This window comes from Sphingobium terrigena (genome assembly GCF_003591655.1).
Taxonomy (GTDB): Bacteria; Pseudomonadota; Alphaproteobacteria; order Sphingomonadales; family Sphingomonadaceae; genus Sphingobium; species Sphingobium terrigena.
In genome coordinates, this window is the sequence record NZ_QVRA01000004.1 from 265,546 (window position 1) to 287,247 (window position 21,702).

Consider the following 21,702-nt stretch of genomic DNA (forward strand, 5'->3'; position numbering starts at 1 on the left):
AAGACTGAGCCAGCGGCGGCTTATGGAGATGGAGCAAGCGCCATGATCAAACAGAGTTTTCCGCCAGCCTCCCCGCCCCCTGTGCGCAAGGGTCTCGCCTCGCAACTCTATGTCCAGGTCATTGTCGCGATCATCCTCGGCGCGCTGCTCGGTCATGTCTGGCCCGCTTATGGAGAAGCGATGAAGCCGCTCGGCGATGGCTTCATCAAGCTGGTCAAGATGATCATCGCCCCGGTCATTTTCCTCACCATCGTCACCGGCATTGCGGGCATGAAGGAATTGGGGTCGGTTGGCCGGGTGGCGGGCAAGGCCTTCGCCTATTTCCTGACCTTCTCGACGCTGGCGCTGGTCGTCGGCCTGATCGTCGCCAATCTCGTCCAGCCGGGCGCGGGCATGAATATCGATCCCGCCACGCTGGATGGCGGCGCGGTCGCCGATTATGCCGCCAAGGCGCATGAATCGACGCTCACCGGCTTCCTGCTGGGCGTCATCCCCACGAGACTGGTCAGCGCTTTCACCGACGGCAACATCCTCCAAATCCTGCTGATCGCGATCCTGTTCGGCATCGCGATCAGCATGGTCGGCGAACCGGCAGCACCCGTGATCCGCTTCATGGAGCGCCTCAGCCTCATCGTCTTCAAGCTGGTGTCGATCCTGATGCGCGCGGCCCCCATCGGTGCCTTCGGAGCGATCGCCTTCACCATCGGCAAATATGGCGTCGGTAGCCTCGCCAATCTCGGCGCGCTGGTCGCGACATTCTACCTCACATCCTTGCTGTTCGTGGTCGTGGTGCTGGGGAGCGTGGCGCGGTTGACCGGCTTTTCCATCTTCAAGCTGCTGCGCTACCTCAAGGCGGAACTGCTGCTGGTGCTGGGGACATCATCGTCCGAAGCCGCGCTGCCCAACCTCATTGAGAAGATGGAGCGGGCAGGTTGCGAAAAGTCTATCGTCGGGCTGGTCGTCCCCACCGGCTACAGCTTCAATCTGGACGGTACCAATATCTATATGACGTTGGCGGCCTTGTTCATCGCGCAGGCGACCGGCGTGGAGCTGACGCTGGGGCAGGAATTGCTGCTGCTGGGCGTTGCGATGCTGTCGTCCAAGGGCGCGGCGGGCGTGACTGGTGCGGGCTTCATCACGCTGGCCGCCACCCTGTCGATCGTGCCGACGGTGCCGCTGGCGGGCATGGCGCTGATTCTGGGCGTGGACCGCTTCATGAGCGAATGCCGCAGCCTCACCAATTTCATCGGCAATGCCGTGGCTACCATCGTCGTCGCACGCTGGGAAGGCGGGCTGGACCGCGAGAAGTTGAACGCCGCGCTTGACGGGCAGTTGCCTGCGCCGGAGGTTGTCGAAGCCTCGCCGCAGGCCGTGCTGACCGCCGCCTGACGTTTCTCAGCAAGGCCTGCGCCGCTTGACGGCCGCCTTCCCCTGACAGATTGGTTCCAAAATCATGTCCATGACCCGCCTGCTATGCGGCGCGTTGACGCTCGCCTGGGCGATGCCCGTAGCCGCCCAGACCGCCGTGCCTGAAACCTATCCCGCCGCCGCTCAGGGCGATGGCGCGACGACGAGGGGCTATAACCTCTCTCGCTGGGCAGAGGATTGGAGCGCCTATGCCGACCCGGCCAAGCGCGACGACATTCTCGATCGTCTCAAATATCTGCCGCTCGATGACGATGGCGACATCTATCTGACGCTGAGCGGTGAAGCGCGATTGCGCATGAACCTGACCAGCAACCCGCAGCTGATCGAAGGGCCGGAACAACGGCAGGACATTGTGCGCCTGGTGGGCGGTGCGGACCTGCATATTGGCGATCATCTGCGCTTCTATGGCGAAATTGCCCATGGCCAATTATCGGGCAAGAATGTCAGCACGCCGTCGGGATCGCTGCGCAACAGCTTCGTGCGCCAGCAATATTTTGCCGAGGCCAAGGGGCGCGTGGGCGATGTCGATCTGGGCATCCGCTATGGGCGGCAGGAATTTACCGACGGTCCCAACCTGCTGATTTCCCAGCGCGACAATAACACTATCCGCTTCGTCCTGAACGGCACCCGCGCCTGGGCGCGGACATCGACCATGCGCGCAACGCTGTTCGATTTCGAAACGACCGATCTGGGCAATGGCGGCCTTGGCGACGATGTGCCAGACAAGAACCGGCGGTTCAGCGGCGTGTCGGCGGGCTTCGTGCTGCCGACCCATTGGCTGGGCGGATCGAGCCTCTATTTCGATCCCTTCTTCTGGCGGCGGCGCAATCGCGTCGGGACATGGGGCGGCGTCGTGTCGCCCGCGGTGCGCTATTATGCCGGGGCGCGGCTGTGGGGCGACGTTGGCCCGGTCGCGCTCGACTGGACGCTGGTCCATCAATATGGCCAGTTCAACGATCGCCCGATCCGCGCTTGGCAGGCCTTTGCCGCGCAAACGGTCCGTCTGGGCGCGGACAAGAGCGCGCCGCGCGTTGGCGTCCACTTCGATTATGGCAGCGGCGGTGGTGGTTATGACACGGGTACGCTGCGTAACGCCTATGCGCCATTCGGCAACAATATCTATTTCAGCTACGGCCTGTTCCTGACCGCCACCAACCTGATTGCGGTCGCCCCCAATATCTCATTCCAGCCGATCAAGGGCGTGCGCGCCAGCCTGGAATATCAGTTCAGCTGGCGCGACGATGCGCGCGACGCTGTCTATCGCGCCAATTATTCGCCCTATGTCGGCACCGAACAGGTGCCGGGCAAGGCAGTTGCGCAACTCGCCCGCGCGCAGATCGTCTATGCGATCTCGCCCAGGCTGACGCTGACGACGCGGGCCGAATATTTACAAGCGCAGCAGGTCTTGAAGGCGGCCGGTTATCGCAACTCCGCCTTCTTGGCGACCTGGCTGAGTTTCCGGTTTTGACGAGGGGATTGGGAATCATGGCCGCCGCCGTCCCTCCCTCCGCCCGACACGCAAGCTGGACTTTTTCCGCTCAGTCACTTCTCGCGCCGTGACAGGAGGCGCCATCCGAGATTGACATAGGCTGATAGACACGGGGCTGCGCCCCTATGTCATGCTGCTCCGGTAGTCAGGGATCAGCGGCACGCCGGACCAGCTTTCCATATACAGGCAAAAGCACACTAGCCAATTGGATTGACAAATATCAGCTGTTTCAGGCAGTCTGGTCATACCATTTTTTCGCGTGTTAGCGTGTTCAGGAGAGCGCCTTGATCCCCCATCGGTTATCCATGCTGTCGGCGGCGCTGCCCTGCTCGGTTGCAACGCCGTTCTTCGCGCAGGCGCAACCGGTGACTTCCCTCGCCGCCAAACATGTCCGGCTTGGTGTCGTGTTAACGTCTGGCTGGGGATTTCAGCTGAGCGACGCGGCCGCGCCGCCCGCCAGCGATACGCCATGGCAATCGGTGGAAGTACCCCATAGCTGGAACAGGATCGGCTCCTACCTGCCCGATAGCCCGGCGGCAGCGACGCTCAACCGCCCGATCGATCAGACCCAGGGCATCGGCTGGTACAAGCTGGTCCGGCACGGCGTCGGCTTGCATCAGGGTAGTGGCCAGGACGGATGAGCGCTGAGTGAGAGCGTATTCGCGTCGCACAAGATCACCAAGTCGATCGGAGCGGACTGCATGATCGGCCCGGCGTGCATCGGCCTTGCCGGTTCGCCAGGGCTGGCGATCGTGCTCTTTTGCGTCGGCGGGTTCGCGCACCAGATGCTGAACCGCGCGCTCATCACCCCGCTGATCGGTCAAAGCGCCGACATATTCGGCTATTCGCCGCTGTTCGTGATGCTTGGCGCGCTCGACATTATCGGGATGGCGACGCTTTGGTTGTTGTTGCGCAATCGCCCAAGCATCGCTGCAGCATGACCGCGAAACATGGCGCTGTTTGCGAGATCAGCCAATCGCACCTTCATGTGATCTGACCTATTGTCAAAAATAGGTAAGTCCAATATGGTCGAGGTTGAGATGGGATTGGGTGCAACGCCCGTATCGGTTTGGGGAGATCGTCCGTGAAGATTATATCGGCCAAGGTCATCGTCACCTGCCCGGGGCGCAATTTCGTCACGCTCAAGATCATGACCGATCAGGGCGTCTATGGCATTGGCGACGCGACCATGAACGGACGGGAAAAGGCGGTCGTCGCCTATTTGGAGGATCATGTCGTCCCCTGTCTGATCGGTATGGACCCGCGTCGGATCGAGGATATTTGGCAATATCTATATCGTGGTGCCTATTGGCGCCGCGGCCCGGTGACGATGCGCGCGATCGCCGCCGTCGATGTGGCGCTGTGGGATATCAAGGCGAAGATGGCCAATATGCCGCTCTATCAGCTTCTGGGCGGGCGCAGCCGTGACGGCATCATGGTCTATGGTCATGCCAATGGTAGTGATATTGCCGAAACGGTCGATGCGGTGGGGCAGTATATTGACCTTGGCTACAAGGCCATTCGCGCGCAGACGGGCGTGCCGGGCATCAAGGACGCCTATGGCGTGGGCCGAGGTAAGCTGTTCTACGAACCGGCCGACGCGGCGCTGCCTTCAGTCACCGGCTGGGATACGCGCAAGGCGCTGAACTATATCCCCAAGCTGTTCGAGACGCTGCGCGACACTTATGGCTTTGGTCCGCGTCTGCTGCATGACGGCCATCATCGCTATACCCCGCAGGAGGCCGCCAATCTGGCCAAGATGCTGGAACCCTACCAGCTGTTCTGGCTGGAAGACGTGACGCCCGCGGAAAATCAGGAAGCCTTCAAGCTGATCCGCCAGCACAGCGTCACGCCGCTGGCGGTGGGCGAGATCTTCAATACCATCTGGGACGCGAAGGACCTGATCCAGAACCAGCTGATCGATTATATCCGCTGTACCATCGTCAGTGCAGGCGGCGTCACGCATTTGCGCCGTATCGCCGACCTCGCCGCCCTCTATCAGATTCGCACCGGCAGCCATGGCGCGACTGACCTGTCGCCTGTCACCATGGGCACCGCGCTACATTTCGACACCTGGGTGCCCAATTTCGGCATTCAGGAATATATGCGCCATACAGAAGAAACCGACGCCGTATTCCCGCACGACTATCGTTTCGACAAGGGCGAACTCTTCTGCGGCGAAGCGTCCGGTCATGGCGTGGACATCGACGAGGCACTAGCCGCCAAATATCCCTACAAGCCCGCCTATCTGCCGGTCGCGCGGCTGGAAGACGGCACGATGTGGAACTGGTGATGGACAGGCGGGAACAATTGGTAAGATGACTTGCGAACGGCCATGGCCTGTGACATGCCCATGGCATGGCAGAACGTGTGAAACTATATCAGCGCGTCGCGCTTGAAATCGAGCGCGGCATCCGGGAGGGCGTGCATCAGCCGGGGTCCCGGCTGCCGCCTGAACGCGATCTAGCCGAACAGTTCAGTGTCAGCCGACCGACGATCCGGGAAGCGATTATCGCGCTGGAAATCCGGCAGCTTGTCGAAGTGCGCCACGGTTCAGGTGTCTATGTCGTTGTCTCGCCGCCCAATGTACATGCCGCCGCGGAGCTGAACGTCGGCGCGTTCGAGTTGATCGAGGCGCGCCTGATGTTTGAAGGAGAAGCCGCGGCTTTGGCGGCCGCCGTCATGACCGACGAGGAATTGACCGAGCTCAAAGCGATATTGGACCAGATGGAAGCAGCGAACCCTTCGTCCACGACCGAACTGGCGTTGGATCGAACTTTCCACCTGATGATCGCTCAAGCGACGAAAAACAGTCTTATTGAGCAAGCCATTGAGCATCTTTGGGACTTGCGGGAAACATCGCCGCTGTGTCGCCATATGTTTGAGCAGGCCCGGCAAGGCGGGATCAATCCAAGGCCTCATGAACATCGGCGCATTTATGATGCGCTCATAGCACGCGACAATGATTTGGCCAGATCAGCGATGCGAGGCCATCTCACCCGCGTGTCGGAAGACTTGCTGGCGGTCACGGAGCTGGAGATGATCGAAAACGCCAGGAAAGAGATTGGTAGCAAAAGGCAGCGCTTGGCTAACGGAAGATAGCGCCGGTAACAAGGTGCTGGGGAATTGAATGGCTAGAACGTCGCGACCCTTCGCACGGGCATGGGCGGCCCGACCTCGGCTGGGCCGGGTCACGCCGGCGCGGTCAATCGAACCTTGGCAAGGGCCGCACAGCATTTTCGCGAAGCCTCCTGTTCGGCGCGCGCCGATAAAAACGCTCACCATGCACCATCGGATTGACGGGCGGTATATGGTTCCTCCCGTCGCGCACGTCACCAGTATAAAATGCGTGGGTGTCCGCTCGCTGGCATTGCTAACAGCGGCGAAGCAGTTCAGTCGCGCGCCATGCAAGGGCGGCAACGGGGGCAAAGGTGTTCCCGCTGAGCAAAAATGGCGCGATCGAAAGGTCGACCACATGCAAGCCATCAACACCGCGAACCCGCGCAAGTGCATCAACGACAGAGTCATCGTCATTGCCCATGCGGCACGTCCCGGCGGCGTGATAAGAGGCCGCACCAAATTGCAAGATTGCATCCCTAAGTTGGCCATCTGTCTCGAACGACGCGCCAGGTCTGGTTTCGGTGACGATAAGATCGCACAGCGGCGGTGTAGCCGCCAGCTTTCGGACGAAGCGCAACAGCTCAATTTGCTTACGAACATCCTCTTCATCCGCTAGCGGGTCAAATGTAATGCGCGGCAGTACGGATGGATCGGCGGACACGATCTCCACCGTTCCGCGCGAACGTGGTCGCAGCGTGTTCTACCAAGCTCGCTTGATGCTGACTCACGTGTGGGATTCCCAAAGCGGCAAATTTCTGAATCTATGTGTGCCGTTTGGAGGGCATTGCTATGGGTGCAGCGATTGGATTGCGGGACGACTTTGATGCGGCCGACTTGAGACGGCTGGCGCGCGCGACCAGAAACGCGAACCAGGGTCGTCGACTGCTGGCCTTGGCGGAAATATATGATGGCGGGAGCCGCAGCGATGCGGCGCGGATCGGCGGGGTAACATTGCAGATCGTGCGCGACTGGGTCGTGCGGTTCAATGATCGAGGTCCTGCTGGGCTCCTCGACGGCAAGGCACCGGGCAAGCCCCCTTGTTGAATGATGCCCAGCGCTTGGCCCTTGCAGAGATAGTTGAAAGCGGCCCGATACCGGCGATCCATGGAGTTGTCCGCTGGCGACTGATGGATCTGGCGCGGTGGCTCCATGATGGATTTGGGGTGTCCCTGACGGAAACGACCGTGGGGCGGGAGTTGAAGAAGCAGGGCTATGTCAAACTGACGGCGCGCCCGCGCCAGCACACCCAGAACGAATATGCGATGGAGGGCTTCAAAAAGGGGGGCTTTGCAGCCGAGTTGGCAAAGGTCAAAGCAGCCCTCCCGAGCGGCACGCCGATAGAGGTCTGGTTTCAGAGCCTGCCCTGAACTTGATTCAGGGACGAAGCCCGCATTGGCCAGAAAAACAAGATCACCCGCCGCTGGGCCAAGCGCGGCACTGGGCCGTCGGCACCGAAGGATCAGAGGACGAAATCAGCCTCTATCTTTGGCGCCATCTGCCCAGAACTGGGCAAAGGGGCTGGCCTGGTCCTTCCGTTCTGCAATACCCAGACCATGTCGCTGCACCTGGCGGAAATATCGCTCGCCATCGAGCCGGGTGCCCACGGCGTGCTGCTGATGGATCAGGCCGGATGGCACATGACCAGGAAGCTGAAAGTGCCCGAAAATATCAGCATCGTCCCGCTGCCGCCGCAATGCCCGGAGCTCAACCCGGTCGAAAATATCTGGCAATTCATGCGCGACAACTGGCTGTCCAATCGGATATTCACGTCTCACGACAACGTCATCGACCTTTGTTGCGACGCCTGGAACAGGTTGATTGATCAGCCTTGGCACATCATGACAATCGGACGCCGCAAATGGGCGAGTGGGTCGTGATCAATGCTGGTTGGTATTACGCACCCATCCGCTCAGATCACCAGGTTGATGGAGGTACCCACCTGTCAAGCCACAAGCGCGTATCGGTGCAGTTGCTCATAGAGGCTGCAGGCGCAACCCTGCGCTTTCTCCCGCCCTGTAGCCCCGACTTCAACCCGATCGAGAAAGCGTTCTCCCGCTTTAAGGCCATGCGCCGTAAAGCGGGCGAGCGTACCGTCACCGGCCTGTGGAGCTTGATCGGCAAACTCGTTGATATCTTCCACCCGGACGAATGCGCCAACTACTTCAGATCATGCGGATGCGAACTGAAATGATCGAAAACCGCTCTAAAAGGCGAACTTCATCCCGATGTTGGCGGACGCCCGACGGTCGCTCTCACTATAGGTCTGGGCGGCGTTGGCGAACAGGGAGAGGGCGGACCTGACTCGCATCTCCGCGCCGCCGCTGACGCTGCCTACCAATCCGCCACGGCGCGCGCCAAGCGAGAGCAGGTTCTGGTTCGAGCCTGCAAAGCCTCCCAGCACCTCAACGCTGCGGCCCTTCAGCTGATATTGGACGCCCAGCCGCACGAACGGACGGAATGACGCGTCCGAAGCCCGGCTGCGGCTAAAGGCGATGCCGCCATCGGCGAACAGCGCATCATGTTCGTCCTTGGCGACGTCGAGTGCCCAGACGCTGCCATTGTTTTCGCTCAGGCCCGTGCGGGTTGTCGCGACATAGGTCACGCCGATATCCGGCTGCGCCGCCCAGTCTCTGCCCAGAGAGGCCTCGTAAGAAAGCGACAGGTCGCCGATCCAGTTCTTCAGGCGGAAGCGGCCATGCGCCTTGCCACCATCGGGCGTCAGCCGATCGGCATCGGCATCGAGCTGATGGTAGGCCAGCGTCGCGTCGAACCGCAGCGCGCCCATCGCATAGCTGCCCGCAACACCGGCAAACCAGCCATCGGCATCGGTCTGCGATCTCAACTGACGCAGCGTCTGGCGCGCGTCCAGATAGCCACCAAAGCCCGTGATCGACCAGCGATCCGTGCCGATGCCGAGGCCACCGAGCAAGCCGTAGCTGCGCGATCGGCTCGCCGACTGGCCGGCCTGATCGTCGGCCGCGATCCGGCCCAGGCCGCCCAGATATTGGCCGATGCTGAACGCCCGCGGCGCGTCGTCGCCCGACAGTCGGGCAATGCTGCGCGTGGCATTGGCGATCGTCAGGCCATTCTCCACGCCCATCTGGGTCGCAGAAGCATAAGGCTCAGCCGTCAGCCGCGCGAAGGCGGCTGTGTTCGACGCGCCAGATGCCGTTGCCAGCACGGGTAGCGCGTCGATCAGGCCATCGCTGACCGTGCCTGCCGCGATCACCGCATTGGTGTAATCGATGGCGCGCTGCACCTGCGGCGTGAAGCTGCCATTGTTGAGGAACTGGCCAAACAGGCGGATGCGCTTATCGTCCTGAATGATGAAACCGAACAGACTGTCGGGCTTCGAGATGCTGGCATAGCTGCCCGATATGCCGCCATTGGCGATGATGAGGTCCAGCGTGGTGCCGGGCTTCACCTGCTGATCAGCGGTCAGGACGAGGCCCGCCCCCTGCGCGATCGTCAGCGTGCCAGAAATCAGCAGCTGATCAGATATGGCAGGCGTGATCTCCATCAGCGTGGTCGATCCGCCCGCCAGCGCGACATTGCCGGTCACGGTCATCGTGCCGGGCGATGCGCCGGGGCTGAGCGTGCCCGCGACATTGACATTGCCGATCACATGGCCTGCCGATGTAAATGTGGCATTCCGCCGAACCTCAATGTTACTGGCGCGAATGATCGATCCAGCAAGGCCTACTAGATGCCCGCTGCTAAGGTCGACAGCACCCAGATCGGCGTTGCCCGATATGGTCGCAAAGCCACCAATCATGTCGAGCCCAGCAATGTTGCTAACCCCGGCAAAGCGGACCGGTGCCACAGCGCTGCCGGAATCCAGCAGGATGCTACTACGACCCGATCCGCCATCGATCGTGCCATCAAAGAGGCCGTTTATAGTAAAGCGACTGTCTCGGCTGCCAAATGCAACGCTAGCAAAGGTCAATCTGGCTGAACGTGCCAAGACCAGATCACCTTCGATGTCCAGGTTTTGATCGGCGAAAATATTGGCTAGCGTCAGCGTGCCGTTCCCTTGCGCCGTGATTGTACTGAAACCATTGATGCTGCTGCCATCTAGTGTACGAGCACTTCCAATTTCCAGAATTAGACTGTTGCGCCCGCTGCCGCCTGATAGAGTACCCTGCCACAGTCCCCCTTCAGCGACGCGAACGGTATCATCGCCGCGACCTAAATCTATTTGGCCAAGCAACCGGCCACTAGCGCCGATGACAAGCGAATCGGCTTCGTCGCCGAAACGCAGGTCGCGACCCGCGCTACCAAGTTGCCCTGTCACGAAAAGACTACCGGCCAAAAAAACCGTTTCGAAGTCGGTTACTGTTCCGGCCAACGTGACCTGTTCCTCGCTGGCGAACGTCAGAGTGTCCACGCCCTCTCCGCCGTTATAAATGCCAGCAGCCTGCGTCATGTCGATGACCAAATTGTCATTTCCGCCACCCAATCTGACGTCACCGACGTCACCGATCAGGCGAACACGTTCGTGACTTTCGCTACCAAGAACTCGACCGATGAATTGCCCGTTGGTGATAAGCGTGAGAGAAAGCCCGCTATCGTTGAGAGCGATCGAATCGTAACTTTGACCCTGGCCCATTTCCACCGTCAACAAACCTTGCCCTTCGACTGATAGTTGTTCGAAGCCGACGTGTCCGGTTATTCTTTTAACCTCGCCAGCCAAAACGATCCGGTAAAGGTCTGTTCCAGATCCACCTTCGATTGTTCCGGTAACCCTGCTGCCCGAATGTTCGACGAAGCTGTCGTCGCCTGCGCCAAGGGACACCGGACCATCTATCAAACCGCGGTTGATGATACTGTCATCGCCGCCAGCAAGATCGATCCCACCCGCAATCGTACCGTCATTTACCACGTGGTCATTGCCCGCGCCACCAGTGATGGTGGTCGCGCTGGCGCTACTCAGCGTCTCGCCCGCCGCCACCGTGACGGTGCCGCCGTCCAGGCCGATCGTGTCGAAGCTGAAGGCGCCGGTATAGCTGACATTGCCCGCGCCGATCTGGGAGAAGCGCTCGAAATTGACGAACTGGTCGGCATTCACCGCGCCGCCGCCCGTCGCATCGACGATGAAGCTGTCGGTGCCAGCGCCGCCATCGACGGTGCCTTGCAGGTTCGCGCTCGCCAACTGGGTGAAACTGTCGTCGCCATCGCGTAGATAGACGTCGCCGATGATTGTACCGCGATTGACGATAACATCATCACCAAAGCCCAGGTCGATCGATCCGATGATCGTGCCGCTGTTGGTAACGCTGTCCGCCGCAACGCCGACCGTCTGGATCGCCCCGGCCAGATAGGGATTGCCGAGCGCAAGCGCGAGTTGATCGGCATCGCCAAGGGTCGTGCCAGCACCACTCCGGATCGTACCGGCATTGTCGAGGGTCAACGCAGCGTTTGTGACGAGGATCGCGGTGGACAACTCGCCGGTCGCTTCGATCGTGCCACCCGCCGCGTTGGACAAGGTCAGCGTGGTCGCGTCATTGCCAGTGAGAGCGATGGCAGCTGACGGCGTGGTATAGATGAAATCGCCATAGCCCCAATAGGAATAGGTTTCGGTCACCCCATCCCCATTAGCGCGGATCGTACCGCTGTTAGTAATATGGGCAGTATCGGTCGTGTTATAACGGTCCAGCCACAGGCCAACCGCAGCAGTTGCCCCGCCGTCCGTTTCGATCAGGCCGCTGTTATTCAGCGAGTAATTCCCGCTGCTGATCCCCGCATAGTGATCGTTGCTGATTGCAAGGGCGTTGCCAGTATCCGCGCGGATCGTACCGTTATTATTGACCAAAACATTGCCAGCGCTTTCTCCGGCAAAGGCCGCAGTGATGTACATATTTCCATCGACGAGACCGTTATTCGCTATTTCGATACTGCCTGCCACATCATTGGCAAAGGCGGCACTCACTGTCATACGCCCCTCAATCAGCCCATCATTACGAAGACTGACGGCCGAAATACCCTCGCCAAACAGATCGACCGCACCGAAGGCGGAACCGGTGATTGTGCCGCTATTGGCGAAGTGGAGATCGCCCTCATAACCAGCTTGAATGACCGCCGAACTGTAACTGAGATTGCTAATGCCAATGTTGCCCAGATTCTCGAAAAATATGGTCTTGCCGGAAAAACCACCGTTCAGCGTGCCGCTATTGACGAAGGATGCCAATTTTCTGGGAAGATAGGCGGTGAAAGTTTGGGAAGAAGAATAATAGGGAATATCTGTCGAAACAGCAGAATAGAGCGTAGCCAGGTTGACGATCGTGCCGTCGCCGCCGACGAACAGCGCATCGCTCGACGTCGCCGACGCATCTATCGATACGGTGGCCCCCGCTCGTGCCAGCAGATAATCGCGCTCGAACTCGATGTCCGGACGAGCACCCAGCAGGACAGTGGCGTCCTGCGTAAAGACGCGACCGAACATGTCCTGTCCTGCGCCACCATCGATCGTACCGGTCACGCCAAGATCGTCGTCGGTCTGGATCAGAATGTCGTTCGCGCTGCCGAAGCGCAGATTGCCCTCGATCGTGCCGCCGTCGGCGATATAAACACCAGGACCATTATAATAATCGATCCCGAAGCGAACATCGCCCTTGATCGTGCCCGCATTGCTGATTTGACCAGTGCCCAGCCAAATGGCGACACCACCAATACCCCCCTGGATGATTCCGGCAGCATCATTGCGGATCGCAGCCATATAATAGCTACCCGTAATGGCCGCCCCGCTGGCGGTACGGATCAGGCCACTATTGGTCAGCCCGGCTCCACGATAAACATAATCATATACAATAGCCGTCCCGCCCATATCGATCGTGCCGCTGTTGATCAGCGTCGTCGCGTTGACGACGCCCCGGCCTGTCCCATCGCCATTGCCAGCCTCCCGGATAATGCCACTATTGATGAATTCCGAGCCGACATCGAAAGAATAATAATAATTGTTAACGGCATCAGCCCGATTGACTTCAATTGTTCCGCTATTGATAACCGTACCGCCATTAACTATGGCCGACAGCCGAGAATATTGGCCACCCTCTACCAAAATCGTTCCGGCATTTTCAAAGCTGTTGCCTGCGCCAACGTTGATCAACGGAGCGCCATAATCATAGCTGTTCACCATTGTCTTGGACAAGGCGCCACGACTAACCAGTGTAACGGCGTTGGCTAGCGTCTGCCCCTCTCCATCGGTGAGATAGGAAGCGACATCCATACGGATCAGCGGATCGTACAGGCTGCCGACAATGTCTGCTGCCATATCGACGCTGCCCTGACCGGCAAAAACCAGCGTATCGGCAGGCGTACTCGATCCAGTCAGGGTCAGAGCGCTGCCAGGGGTCAGTTCATAGCCCATTCGTGAAAATATGCCGACCTTGCCAACATCCGTCGTGGCCGTTCCGTCGATGATGTAGTGAAGATTTTCGCGGCCGCTGCCCGTAACTCTGCCACTGATCCCGGCAAACTCGCCCAGCCCATCGTTCACGAAGCTGGTTACGAGTGTGTCGTTGCCGCTGCCCAGATTCAGGTCGCCATCCAGTATACCACCCGCGCGCGCGATGAACACATTATTGGACGTCATGCCACCATAGCCATCGCCAAAGTTGACATCGCCCTGAATCAAGCCGGCATTGGAAATCAGGGAGCGTCCTGCAAAGGGGTAGAGTGGAGAATTTTGAACTGCGGTCGTGCCACCACGAACGACAGCGCCCGCCTCGTTATAGAAACTGCTGTTATCGACAAGTTCCAGCGCGGTTCCGTCCGAACGGATTGTCCCGCTATTGACCAGCGTGGCATAAAGGAGACGTACGCCAGTGGTTTCCCCCTCGATCACGCCGCTATTGGAAGAACGGTTTTGATAGCTATAGCTGAGTTGCGCGCCTGTGCCGCTGGTGGACCGTATCGTCCCGCTATTGGCCAGTGCGATCGTCGTACTGACTGCTGTCCCGTCGGCGATAATGGAACCACTATTTTCCAACTTATCGCCCCGCGTCAACAGAACGGCGTTACCGCCGGTCACATTGATCGAGCCACTATTGCTGAAATTGGCCTCGTTGCTCAGGTGGACCGCGAACATGTCCGTGTTCGTAAGACGTGCTCTGATTTGTCCTTCATTGCGAACCGTCAGGCCCCCGCTCGCAGCGTAATCGCTGACCAACGCCTGGCCGTCCGTATCGATCAGACCCTGATTGATGAACCGGTTTTCCGGGTTGTAAAGATACGGATCGCCCCCACCAACAGCGATTGTTTTGTTTGAAATGAAGTCCGCCCCCAAGGTCAGCGTCGAACTTTTGCTAATCCACAGGGCAATCTGCTCGAAACTGGCGGGAAGCGCTATACCCGCATTAAGGGTCGTACTCTCGTCAAACAGGTAGCGGACCGTGTCCACGCCACCACCGGCGTCCAGTCGACCGGTGATAGTGCCCATACCGGCGCTATCAGCGATGGACACATCATCGCCACTGCCCAGCAGCACATCACCCTCAATCACACCAGCACGATTGTCGATCAAGCTGCCGCTATTGGCATTGTTAGTCTTGGAGACAACATTGCCGCTAATGGTGCCGCTGTTGGTCAGCAGCAGGCGATTACCCGCTTCGATCGCATTGCCTATACTTTCGATACGGCCAGCATTGGTAATCGACAGATAGTTCGACGCGGCTATAGCGGTGCCCGACGCGCTGCGAATGATGCCGTCCACACCATTATCAAGAACGAAACTTGTGTTTCCCGCTATCGCAGCCCCAGAACCCAGATTTTCGATCAGGCCGCCATTCTCGACATAATTGCCAAAATTATAATTGCGATATTGGAAGATCGTGGCAGCGTCTCCGTTAGACCGAATGGTGCCGCGGTTGGCGATCGTGCCTTGGCCGTAATAGGCATAAGAGCCATAATAGCCGGGGCCATCGCTGATCGCGCTATTCGCGCCGCCGTCAATAAGTCCTTCATTGTTGAGCGAACCGACCTGACTTGAAATGGAACCAATCACGCCGGTCGCACGATTGTGGATCGAAGCAAAGCGACCAGAACCCGAATCATTGCCGCGCAGGGCGATGCCGCTGCTCCCGCTTATTGTCCCGCTATTGTCGAGCGTGACCCAGGACCAACCGTCATAATCTCCGCCATTTGGATTGACTTCGATACCGACATCACCCTGGATCGTGCCATCCTGCTCGACCACGATGGCACTCTGTGTCAAAATACCGTAGGGATAATAGGTTGCACCATCCGGACCGGCGGCAACGGATATGCCAGCATGGTTGCCAGATACCATACCGCGAACGGTGATCGTGGAGGTAGAAGACCGATAACCATAGCCGGCAGCCACCGGCAGCACCATGATGCCACCACGCCCCGGCCCGGAAACCACCGCACCAGCATCGACCACGACCTGGGCCTTGTCGACGGCCACCGTCAGCCCATTGGTCTCCGTGCCGCTGCAAGTCGTTATACTGTCCGCCACGACCGGAGACGGCGCACATTGCGCCCATGCAGGCGAGGCTGAAGCGGTGGCCAAGGCGGCTACGCTGGTGCCAAGCGCCAGGGTCCAGCGACGCGCCGATATCATAGTCCCGCCGATCATTGAAAACCCCCCGAATGTACCGCCGATATAGCGTCAAATTTCAATCTATTATCGCGACATGGCGTGCCTCTTCATTCTTGTCGAGATGTAAAATTTGAAGTTAATGGAACTTTTGGTGATGATATTCGCCAAGGAAATCAGCGTCGCAACAATAGAATGCTCAAGATCGGTCGAGATTTTCGCCCTTCACATCCGCCCGCCAGTCTCCAGACCGGGCAATCCGGCGTAGATTATTCCCCGCCCGCGCGCCGCTGGATAGCGAGACGCTTATATTCTCGGATGTGATGACAATACCTTCATTATCGGCGCCATCGCAAATGGTCATCCCACTTGTGACCGGCGGAACGGGCTATCGCAAAGTCAGTGAGCATTGCTGAGAAGACAAGAAGGCTGACGCCGCTGGCACGACGCAGCTTGTCTGAAAATTGCATGTAAATGCCCAAAAAACCCATATGAGGCTGTTATGGCAGAGTCCTGAAGTATTTCTCTAATCGGGCATCGCCCCTCCCCAAAAGGACAAGCACCGCTAACCTCGTGGAACGGAGGCATTTGGGGCAATCATCACGGCTGACAAGTCACAGAGTGGAGCATACCAGACTACGGAGGGCTATGGCCGCCTTCGCATCCCGCCCGGCTTTAGGAATTTTAATTGCAACATATTGCGCAATATGTTGTATGTATGGCAATCGCCATGGAGATCGGCAGAATGCGCAATCGCCTACCCCTGCTCGCCGTCGTCTCGGCGCTGTCAATATTCTGGTCGACCACGGCCATTGCCAGCGCTCCGACCATGTCGGTTGACGAAAAGGCCGCGGTCGTCGCGGCCCTCAACAGCACCCTCAAAGCCAATTATGCCTTTCCCGACGTCGCCGTGAAAATCGCGCCAGTGCTTCAGGAGCATTTGAAAAACGGCGATTATGATATGGCGACCACGCAGGAAGCATTTGCGAGCAAGCTGACCGACGACCTGATCAAGGTGAGCGGCGACCTGCACTTTTACGTGGGGGTGGACCCGAAATGGATCGCCGAATTCCGGGCAAAGGCAGACCCGTCGCGCAACGCGGAGATACGCAAGGAAGAGGCGCGCAGGCAGGAGGAGACTAATTTCGGCTTCGACGAGGTTTCGCGGCTGAGCGGCAATATCGGGTATATCCGGTTCAGCTATTTTGCCGATCCGGAGCCTGCCTATGACAAGGCCGCCGCCGCCATGCGTTTCATCGACAGTAGCGATGCAGTGATTATCGATCTGCGTTATAATAATGGCGGCTATCTGGAGATGGCGCAGTTTATCGCCAGCTATTTCTTTTCCAGTGAAAAAGACCAGCTGCTCTTTGATTATTACTATAATGAGGACGGCAGGCGGATCGATCGCGGACAATGGGTGCTGCCCGGCCTGCCGGGCAAGCGCATGGTGGACAAGCCAGTCTATATCCTGACAGGGTCCACGTCATTTTCCTCCGCCGAATGGTTTTCCTACACGATGAAAAAGCTGGGCCGAGCGACACTGATCGGAGAACGGACCGCTGGTGGCGCGCATCCGGTTGCGCGTAAACCGATGAATGACGATTTCCTGGTGCAGGTGCCGATCGGCCAGATACGCGATCCCGTCGATCATAGCGATTTCGAAGGCACCGGGGTGCAGCCTGATATTGAAAGCCCCTCCATTCGCGCACTGGCCCTTGCCCATAAGCTGGCACTCGAAAATCTGGCGAAGGGCAATGATGCCAGGCAAGCAGAATTGGCCTGGCTGCTCCCGGTCCTGACGGCAGATATTCAGCGGCCCGCCATCGATGCCGATATGGTTCAGAAAGCCGTGGGCAAATATGAGGGACGCCGGATCATCCGGGAAAACGGCACGCTCTATTATATCTGGCGGGACCGGTTTCGCGTCGCGCTGGAGCCGATTGGCCCCGATCTTTTCGCGGTGGAAGGGGTGTCGGATTTCCGATATCGCTTCAATAGCCAGCCTGGAAAAGTGACGTCGCTGGAACGCGTGAACAAGGACGGCAGCATCCAGACGTACAAGCGCCTTGACTGAGCGGAAGCCTAATCCGGTCGCGATCGATGACGGCGTGTTTCTTGGCCGCGCGGTCGAGCGGCTGAGCGTCCTGATCGCTGATCAAACCAAAATGGTCTTCGATGGGATGGGGGTCGTCATCCCGGTTCGTTCCTGTTCCTTGATGATCGTGCTTGCGAAGCTGGGTACGGCATCAGCGTCGGATCTGGCGCGGGAATTGGGGCATTCACATCAGTTGGTGATGCAAAAGATACCCAAACTTGTCAGCCTTGGTCTCATAGAGCATCAAGCCGACCAACATGATGCCCGGCGAAGGATATTCCACCTCACAGAGGAAGGCATGATGCAACTGGCAAAATTTGAGCAATGCACCGCTCTGATCCGCACGGCCTATGACGGGCTGTTCGCAGAAGTGGGTGACATAAGGCAATTTGTCGATCGGACTGCTGATGCGCTGAACGAGAAGCCGCTGGATAAGCGCATACATTCCTTGGGCTGAGCGCAGGGAACCGTCAGACGTCATGAGGCGCCGCGAGGCATCTGGGCACCTCCAAAAAGCCCCTGGCCAATCGACGTGTGATTTGATTCATTGGGACTGACAGGAGGCGGCGATGCGTCAGGCTGGATTGTTCGGGTTATCGGATCATCTGAAGCGGCTTTCGGCGCATGGCGATCCGCTGGAGGAACTGGGCCGGATCATCGACTTCGAGGCATTTCGCCCGGTACTGGTTGCCGCGCTGGCCTATGGCGACGGGTCATAGGGCGGTCGCCCGCCCTATGACCCTGTAGCGATGCTCAAGGTGCTAGTGCTGGCGGCGCAGACCAATGTCGCCGATGCACGGATGGAGTATCTGATCCGCGATCGCCTCAGCTGGCTGCGGTTCCTGGGCTTCGACCTTGGCGCGGCGACGCCCGATGCCAACACCATCCGGTATTTCGCGAGAAGCTGACCGAGGCGGGCGCGCTCGACGCGGTGTTCACCGACTTCGACCGGCAGCTCAAGGAACGCGGCTATCTTGCCATGGGTGGGCAGATCGTCGATGCAACGCTGGTGGCCGCGCCCAAGCAGCGCAACACTGCGGCCGAAAAGGATGCGATCAAGGCAGGCAAGAGCGCCTGCGAGATCTGGCCCGATGAGCCCGCCCGGGCCGCGCAGAAGGATACGGACGCGCGTTGGACGCTCAAGTTCGCCAAGGCCAGGCCGCTGGCGAACGGCAAGCCGGGCATCGCCATCCCAAGCTTCAGCTTCAAGAGCAGCGTGTCGATCTGCCGGACCTTCGGCTTCATCCGCAAATGCAAGGTCACCGACGGTGCGCGCTTCGACGGGCGGATGCTGCGCGATGTCGTCACCGGCGACAACACTGCTTCCGACGTCTGGGCGGACACCGCCTACCGCAGCCAGGCCAACGAGGCATGGCTCAAGCGGCAGAGCCGGGTCAGCCGCATTCACCGCAAGAAGCCGCGCGGCAAGCCCATGCCCGAACGCACAGCAAAGGCGAACGCCGCCAAATCGAAAGTCCGCGCCCGCATCGAGCATGTCTTCGCCCGGCAGAAGGATCAGATGGGCCTGTTCATCCGCACCATCGGCATCAAGCGCGCCGATGCCAAGATTGCCCTCGCCAACCTCGCCTACAACATGCACCGCCTGATCTTTCACGAACAACGCGCACTGGCAGGATAGCTGTGCCCGAAACCCGAAACTTCGGCCAAAAGGCAGCGGTATGGAGCCACCACGCAGTACGTCATCACGCCCATGCCGGCCAATTACGCAACCATCCGCTCAGATCACCAGGTTGATGGAGGTGCCCAGCTCTTCCCGAAACTCCGTCATAACGAGAAAGCCACCCCCCCATGCAACGGTGGCCATGGCTACCTGCTTCGCTAAAATCCGTTCGTCGCAATCGACCAGTCTTACAAGGCCAACAGGAAAAAGCAGAAGGACCGCATCTGAGGAAAAAAACCAGTGCGTGAACGTCGCATAATGATGACGTGGACGGCTCTCCAACGCTCCCGCAGGATGACCTACGAATGAGCCGGAAGGAGAGCCATGATTGGAACAGTCACGACGCCAAACCGGCAGCAGGCCAGGCGAGCATTCTCTTGATAGCGTTGGAACGCAAAAAAACCGCCTCAAAGGCGGGTTCGAAGCGGTCTGCGACCTCGGGTGATCTGACCTTGCGACAATCGCAAGTATTGTTGGTTGCGGGAGGGCGATACAACCGAAGCCGACATCCAATATCCTCACGTATATGATCGAAGTTCCATATTTTTAATATTATTCAAAGTTTTACATCACTGTGAACACTTACTCCACAGACCGTTCCGCGGCCCGCGCACGGTCCCCATCGATGCATGATGTGTTTGCTTGTAACGGCTACGCGATTGATAAGTTTCGATCTGCCCTTTTCGCCAAAGAAAACTTGGCGGTCGAAATTATCAAGCGATTGACCCATAGACATTGTCGTGACGCCTCGCCGGTAGATTTCCATTCACTCAAATCCCCTTGGGCGAAAGGTGCCGGGAATTCGAACATCTACATTGTTCCGAAATGTGATGTCGTCACCATATGAAGTAGCCCCCAAAAACGCCTGACAGGCCCTCACACTTATGGAAGTGTGATGCATATGCCTGACCGTATGACCGCGTAGAGGTCATTACCTCGGTGCAGCGCCGTCGGCGCTGGACGCCCGAGGAGAAGATTCGCATCGTTGAGGAGACCTATTTGCCGGGGAACTCGGTGTCGCTGGTCGCCCGCCGCCATGGCATCGCGGGCAACCAGCTATTCACCTGGCGACGGCTGATGACTCAGGGTGCACTCACAGCCGCTGCGGCCGGCGAGGAAGTTGTGGCCGCATCCGACTACCGCGCGCTTGAGGCGCAAGTCCGCGAACTGCAGCGCCTGCTCGGCAAGAAGACGATGGAGAACGAACTGCTGCGCGAGGCTGTCTCCCGGGCCGCAGGCCCAAAAAAACAGCTGTTGCGCTCGACCTCGTGGCCCGAGGGTGGACGGTGAGCGGGGTTGCAAATGCCGTCGGCATGTCACGACCGCATCTCTCCGCAATGCAACGACCAGCAGAACGACGGCGTCGCGGGCGGCCGCCCTTGCCCGACGCCGAACTCGCCGCCGATATCCGCAGGCTGATCGCCGACCTGCCAACCTATGGCTATCGGCGCGTGCATGCCCTGCTGCGCCGCGAGGCGGAAAAAAACGGGCGCGCAGCGCCCAATCCAAAGCGCGTCTACCGAGTCATGAAGCTGCATGGCTTACTGCTCCAGCGCCACGCCGGACGCCGCGAGGAACGCCGGCATGACGGCAAGATCGCCGTCGTCACTCGCAATACACGCTGGTGTTCGGACGGCCTCGAGATCGGCTGCGACAATGGCGAGAAGGTCCGCGTCGCCTTGGCCCTCGACTGCTGCGACCGGGAGGCGATGGGATATGTGGCCACTACCGGCGGCATCACCGCCGAGGACGTGCGCGACCTCATGGTTGCCACCGTCGAGCATCGCTTCGGCCAGGTGAACAAGCTGCCCCACACCATCGAATGGCTGACTGATAACGGCAGCTGCTACACTGCCCAAGATACAAGGCGCTTCGCGCGCGACATCGGCCTGGCACCACGCACCACGCCGGTCGAAAGTCCGCAGAGCAACGGAATGGCCGAGGCTTTCGTCCGGACCCTCAAACGAGACTACGCCCGCGTCAGCCCGCTACCCAACGCACAGGCCGTCATCGACCAGCTGCCAAAATGGCTCGACCACTATAATGGCGTGCATCCGCATCGCGCTCTAGGCTACAGATCGCCAAGAGAGTTTATCGAACGTTCAACCCGTGAGGAACTGTCCGGCCTTTAGGGGGCAACAACACCATACAGGGCACGCTCCTAAACAATTTAACATACCTATTATTATCGCGCCGGAATTTTTCTCATGGTGGATTCTAGATCGAAGTGCGAAATCCTAGGATTTATAGGGGTTTGATCCCTTTTCCAGGAAGGCACATGATGAACGGCTATCAGCATCTGGGTTTGGACGAGCGGCGACAGATTTATC

11 protein-coding genes and 3 pseudogenes are annotated in these 21,702 nt (G+C 59.1%); 12 read left to right on the top strand and 2 right to left on the bottom strand.

The window, feature by feature from the left end; genetic code table 11:
* Window positions 1–42: 42 nt before the first annotated feature.
* The 6 genes from D0Z70_RS06590 (at window position 43) to D0Z70_RS06615 (ending at window position 6,019) form a co-directional block, all read left to right on the top strand.
* A complete protein-coding gene (locus D0Z70_RS06590; RefSeq protein WP_119744640.1) occupies window positions 43–1,389 on the top strand; it encodes a dicarboxylate/amino acid:cation symporter in 1,347 nt (448 codons plus the stop codon).
* Between the two features lie 64 nt (window positions 1,390–1,453).
* Window positions 1,454–2,896, top strand: a complete 1,443-nt coding sequence (locus tag D0Z70_RS06595) for an alginate export family protein (RefSeq protein ID WP_119744641.1) — start codon at window positions 1,454–1,456, stop codon at window positions 2,894–2,896.
* Window positions 2,897–3,201: 305 nt separating this feature from the next.
* Complete coding sequence (locus tag D0Z70_RS06600; protein WP_147418745.1) at window positions 3,202–3,558, top strand: hypothetical protein; 357 nt, start codon at window positions 3,202–3,204, stop codon at window positions 3,556–3,558.
* Between the two features lie 60 nt (window positions 3,559–3,618).
* On the top strand, window positions 3,619–3,858 hold the full coding sequence (locus tag D0Z70_RS06605) for a hypothetical protein (RefSeq protein ID WP_239018836.1): 240 nt from the start codon (window positions 3,619–3,621) through the stop codon (window positions 3,856–3,858).
* A gap of 143 nt (window positions 3,859–4,001) precedes the next feature.
* Entirely contained in the window at window positions 4,002–5,210 is a 1,209-nt protein-coding gene (manD, locus tag D0Z70_RS06610) for a D-mannonate dehydratase ManD (protein ID WP_119744643.1), read from the top strand.
* 65 nt (window positions 5,211–5,275) lie between these two features.
* Window positions 5,276–6,019 carry a FadR/GntR family transcriptional regulator gene (locus tag D0Z70_RS06615; protein ID WP_119744644.1) on the top strand — a complete coding sequence of 248 codons (744 nt, stop codon included), beginning with the start codon at window positions 5,276–5,278 and terminating at the stop codon, window positions 6,017–6,019.
* A gap of 271 nt (window positions 6,020–6,290) precedes the next feature.
* Here D0Z70_RS06615 and D0Z70_RS06620 read toward each other — a convergent pair whose 3' ends face one another.
* Complete coding sequence (locus D0Z70_RS06620) at window positions 6,291–6,731, bottom strand: GMC oxidoreductase (protein ID WP_119744645.1); 441 nt, start codon at window positions 6,729–6,731, stop codon at window positions 6,291–6,293.
* Between the two features lie 95 nt (window positions 6,732–6,826).
* On the opposite strand from D0Z70_RS06620, the pseudogene D0Z70_RS06625 reads away from it, so the two are divergent.
* Together D0Z70_RS06625 and D0Z70_RS06630 are read left to right on the top strand one after the other, a co-directional pair.
* Window positions 6,827–7,914, top strand: a pseudogene (locus D0Z70_RS06625) (IS630 family transposase).
* A 59-nt stretch (window positions 7,915–7,973) separates the two neighbouring features.
* Window positions 7,974–8,228 (top strand): annotated as a pseudogene (locus D0Z70_RS06630) (transposase); the annotation flags it as partial.
* Between the two features lie 12 nt (window positions 8,229–8,240).
* Here the strand turns inward: D0Z70_RS06630 and D0Z70_RS06635 are convergent.
* The gene (locus D0Z70_RS06635; protein WP_147418746.1) at window positions 8,241–15,617 is read right to left on the bottom strand and encodes an autotransporter outer membrane beta-barrel domain-containing protein; all 7,377 of its coding nucleotides are present in this window, start codon (window positions 15,615–15,617) and stop codon (window positions 8,241–8,243) included.
* A 694-nt stretch (window positions 15,618–16,311) separates the two neighbouring features.
* Between D0Z70_RS06635 and D0Z70_RS06640 the strand changes: the two genes are divergently transcribed.
* The 4 genes and pseudogenes from D0Z70_RS06640 (at window position 16,312) to D0Z70_RS06655 (ending at window position 21,504) form a co-directional block, all read left to right on the top strand.
* Window positions 16,312–17,670: a S41 family peptidase gene (locus tag D0Z70_RS06640; protein ID WP_220475625.1), complete on the top strand. Its 1,359-nt coding sequence runs from the start codon at window positions 16,312–16,314 to the stop codon at window positions 17,668–17,670.
* Window positions 17,663–18,148 (top strand): MarR family winged helix-turn-helix transcriptional regulator, encoded by a 486-nt coding sequence (locus tag D0Z70_RS06645; RefSeq protein ID WP_119744647.1) that lies wholly within the window; start codon window positions 17,663–17,665, stop codon window positions 18,146–18,148. The genes D0Z70_RS06640 and D0Z70_RS06645 overlap by 8 nt, the downstream gene beginning before the upstream one ends.
* Before the next feature lie 112 nt (window positions 18,149–18,260).
* Window positions 18,261–19,330 (top strand): annotated as a pseudogene (locus tag D0Z70_RS06650) (IS5 family transposase).
* Window positions 19,331–20,302: 972 nt separating this feature from the next.
* Window positions 20,303–21,504, top strand: a protein-coding gene (locus tag D0Z70_RS06655; RefSeq protein WP_119744648.1) for an IS3 family transposase whose coding sequence is annotated in 2 segments (ribosomal slippage) — window positions 20,303–20,605 and window positions 20,608–21,504 — 1,200 coding nt in all. Because the reading frame shifts where the segments join, the coding sequence is not laid out codon by codon here.
* The last annotated feature ends 198 nt before the right edge of the window (window positions 21,505–21,702 follow it).

Coding starts and splice junctions, on each gene's coding strand:
- D0Z70_RS06595 (WP_119744641.1), top strand. CDS start 1,454: ATGTCCATGACCCGCCTGCTATGCGGCGCGTTGACGCTCGCCTGGGCG.
- D0Z70_RS06635 (WP_147418746.1), bottom strand. CDS start 15,617: ATGATATCGGCGCGTCGCTGGACCCTGGCGCTTGGCACCAGCGTAGCC.
- D0Z70_RS06640 (WP_220475625.1), top strand. CDS start 16,312: ATGGCAATCGCCATGGAGATCGGCAGAATGCGCAATCGCCTACCCCTG.
- D0Z70_RS06615 (WP_119744644.1), top strand. CDS start 5,276: ATGGCAGAACGTGTGAAACTATATCAGCGCGTCGCGCTTGAAATCGAG.
- D0Z70_RS06605 (WP_239018836.1), top strand. CDS start 3,619: ATGATCGGCCCGGCGTGCATCGGCCTTGCCGGTTCGCCAGGGCTGGCG.
- D0Z70_RS06590 (WP_119744640.1), top strand. CDS start 43: ATGATCAAACAGAGTTTTCCGCCAGCCTCCCCGCCCCCTGTGCGCAAG.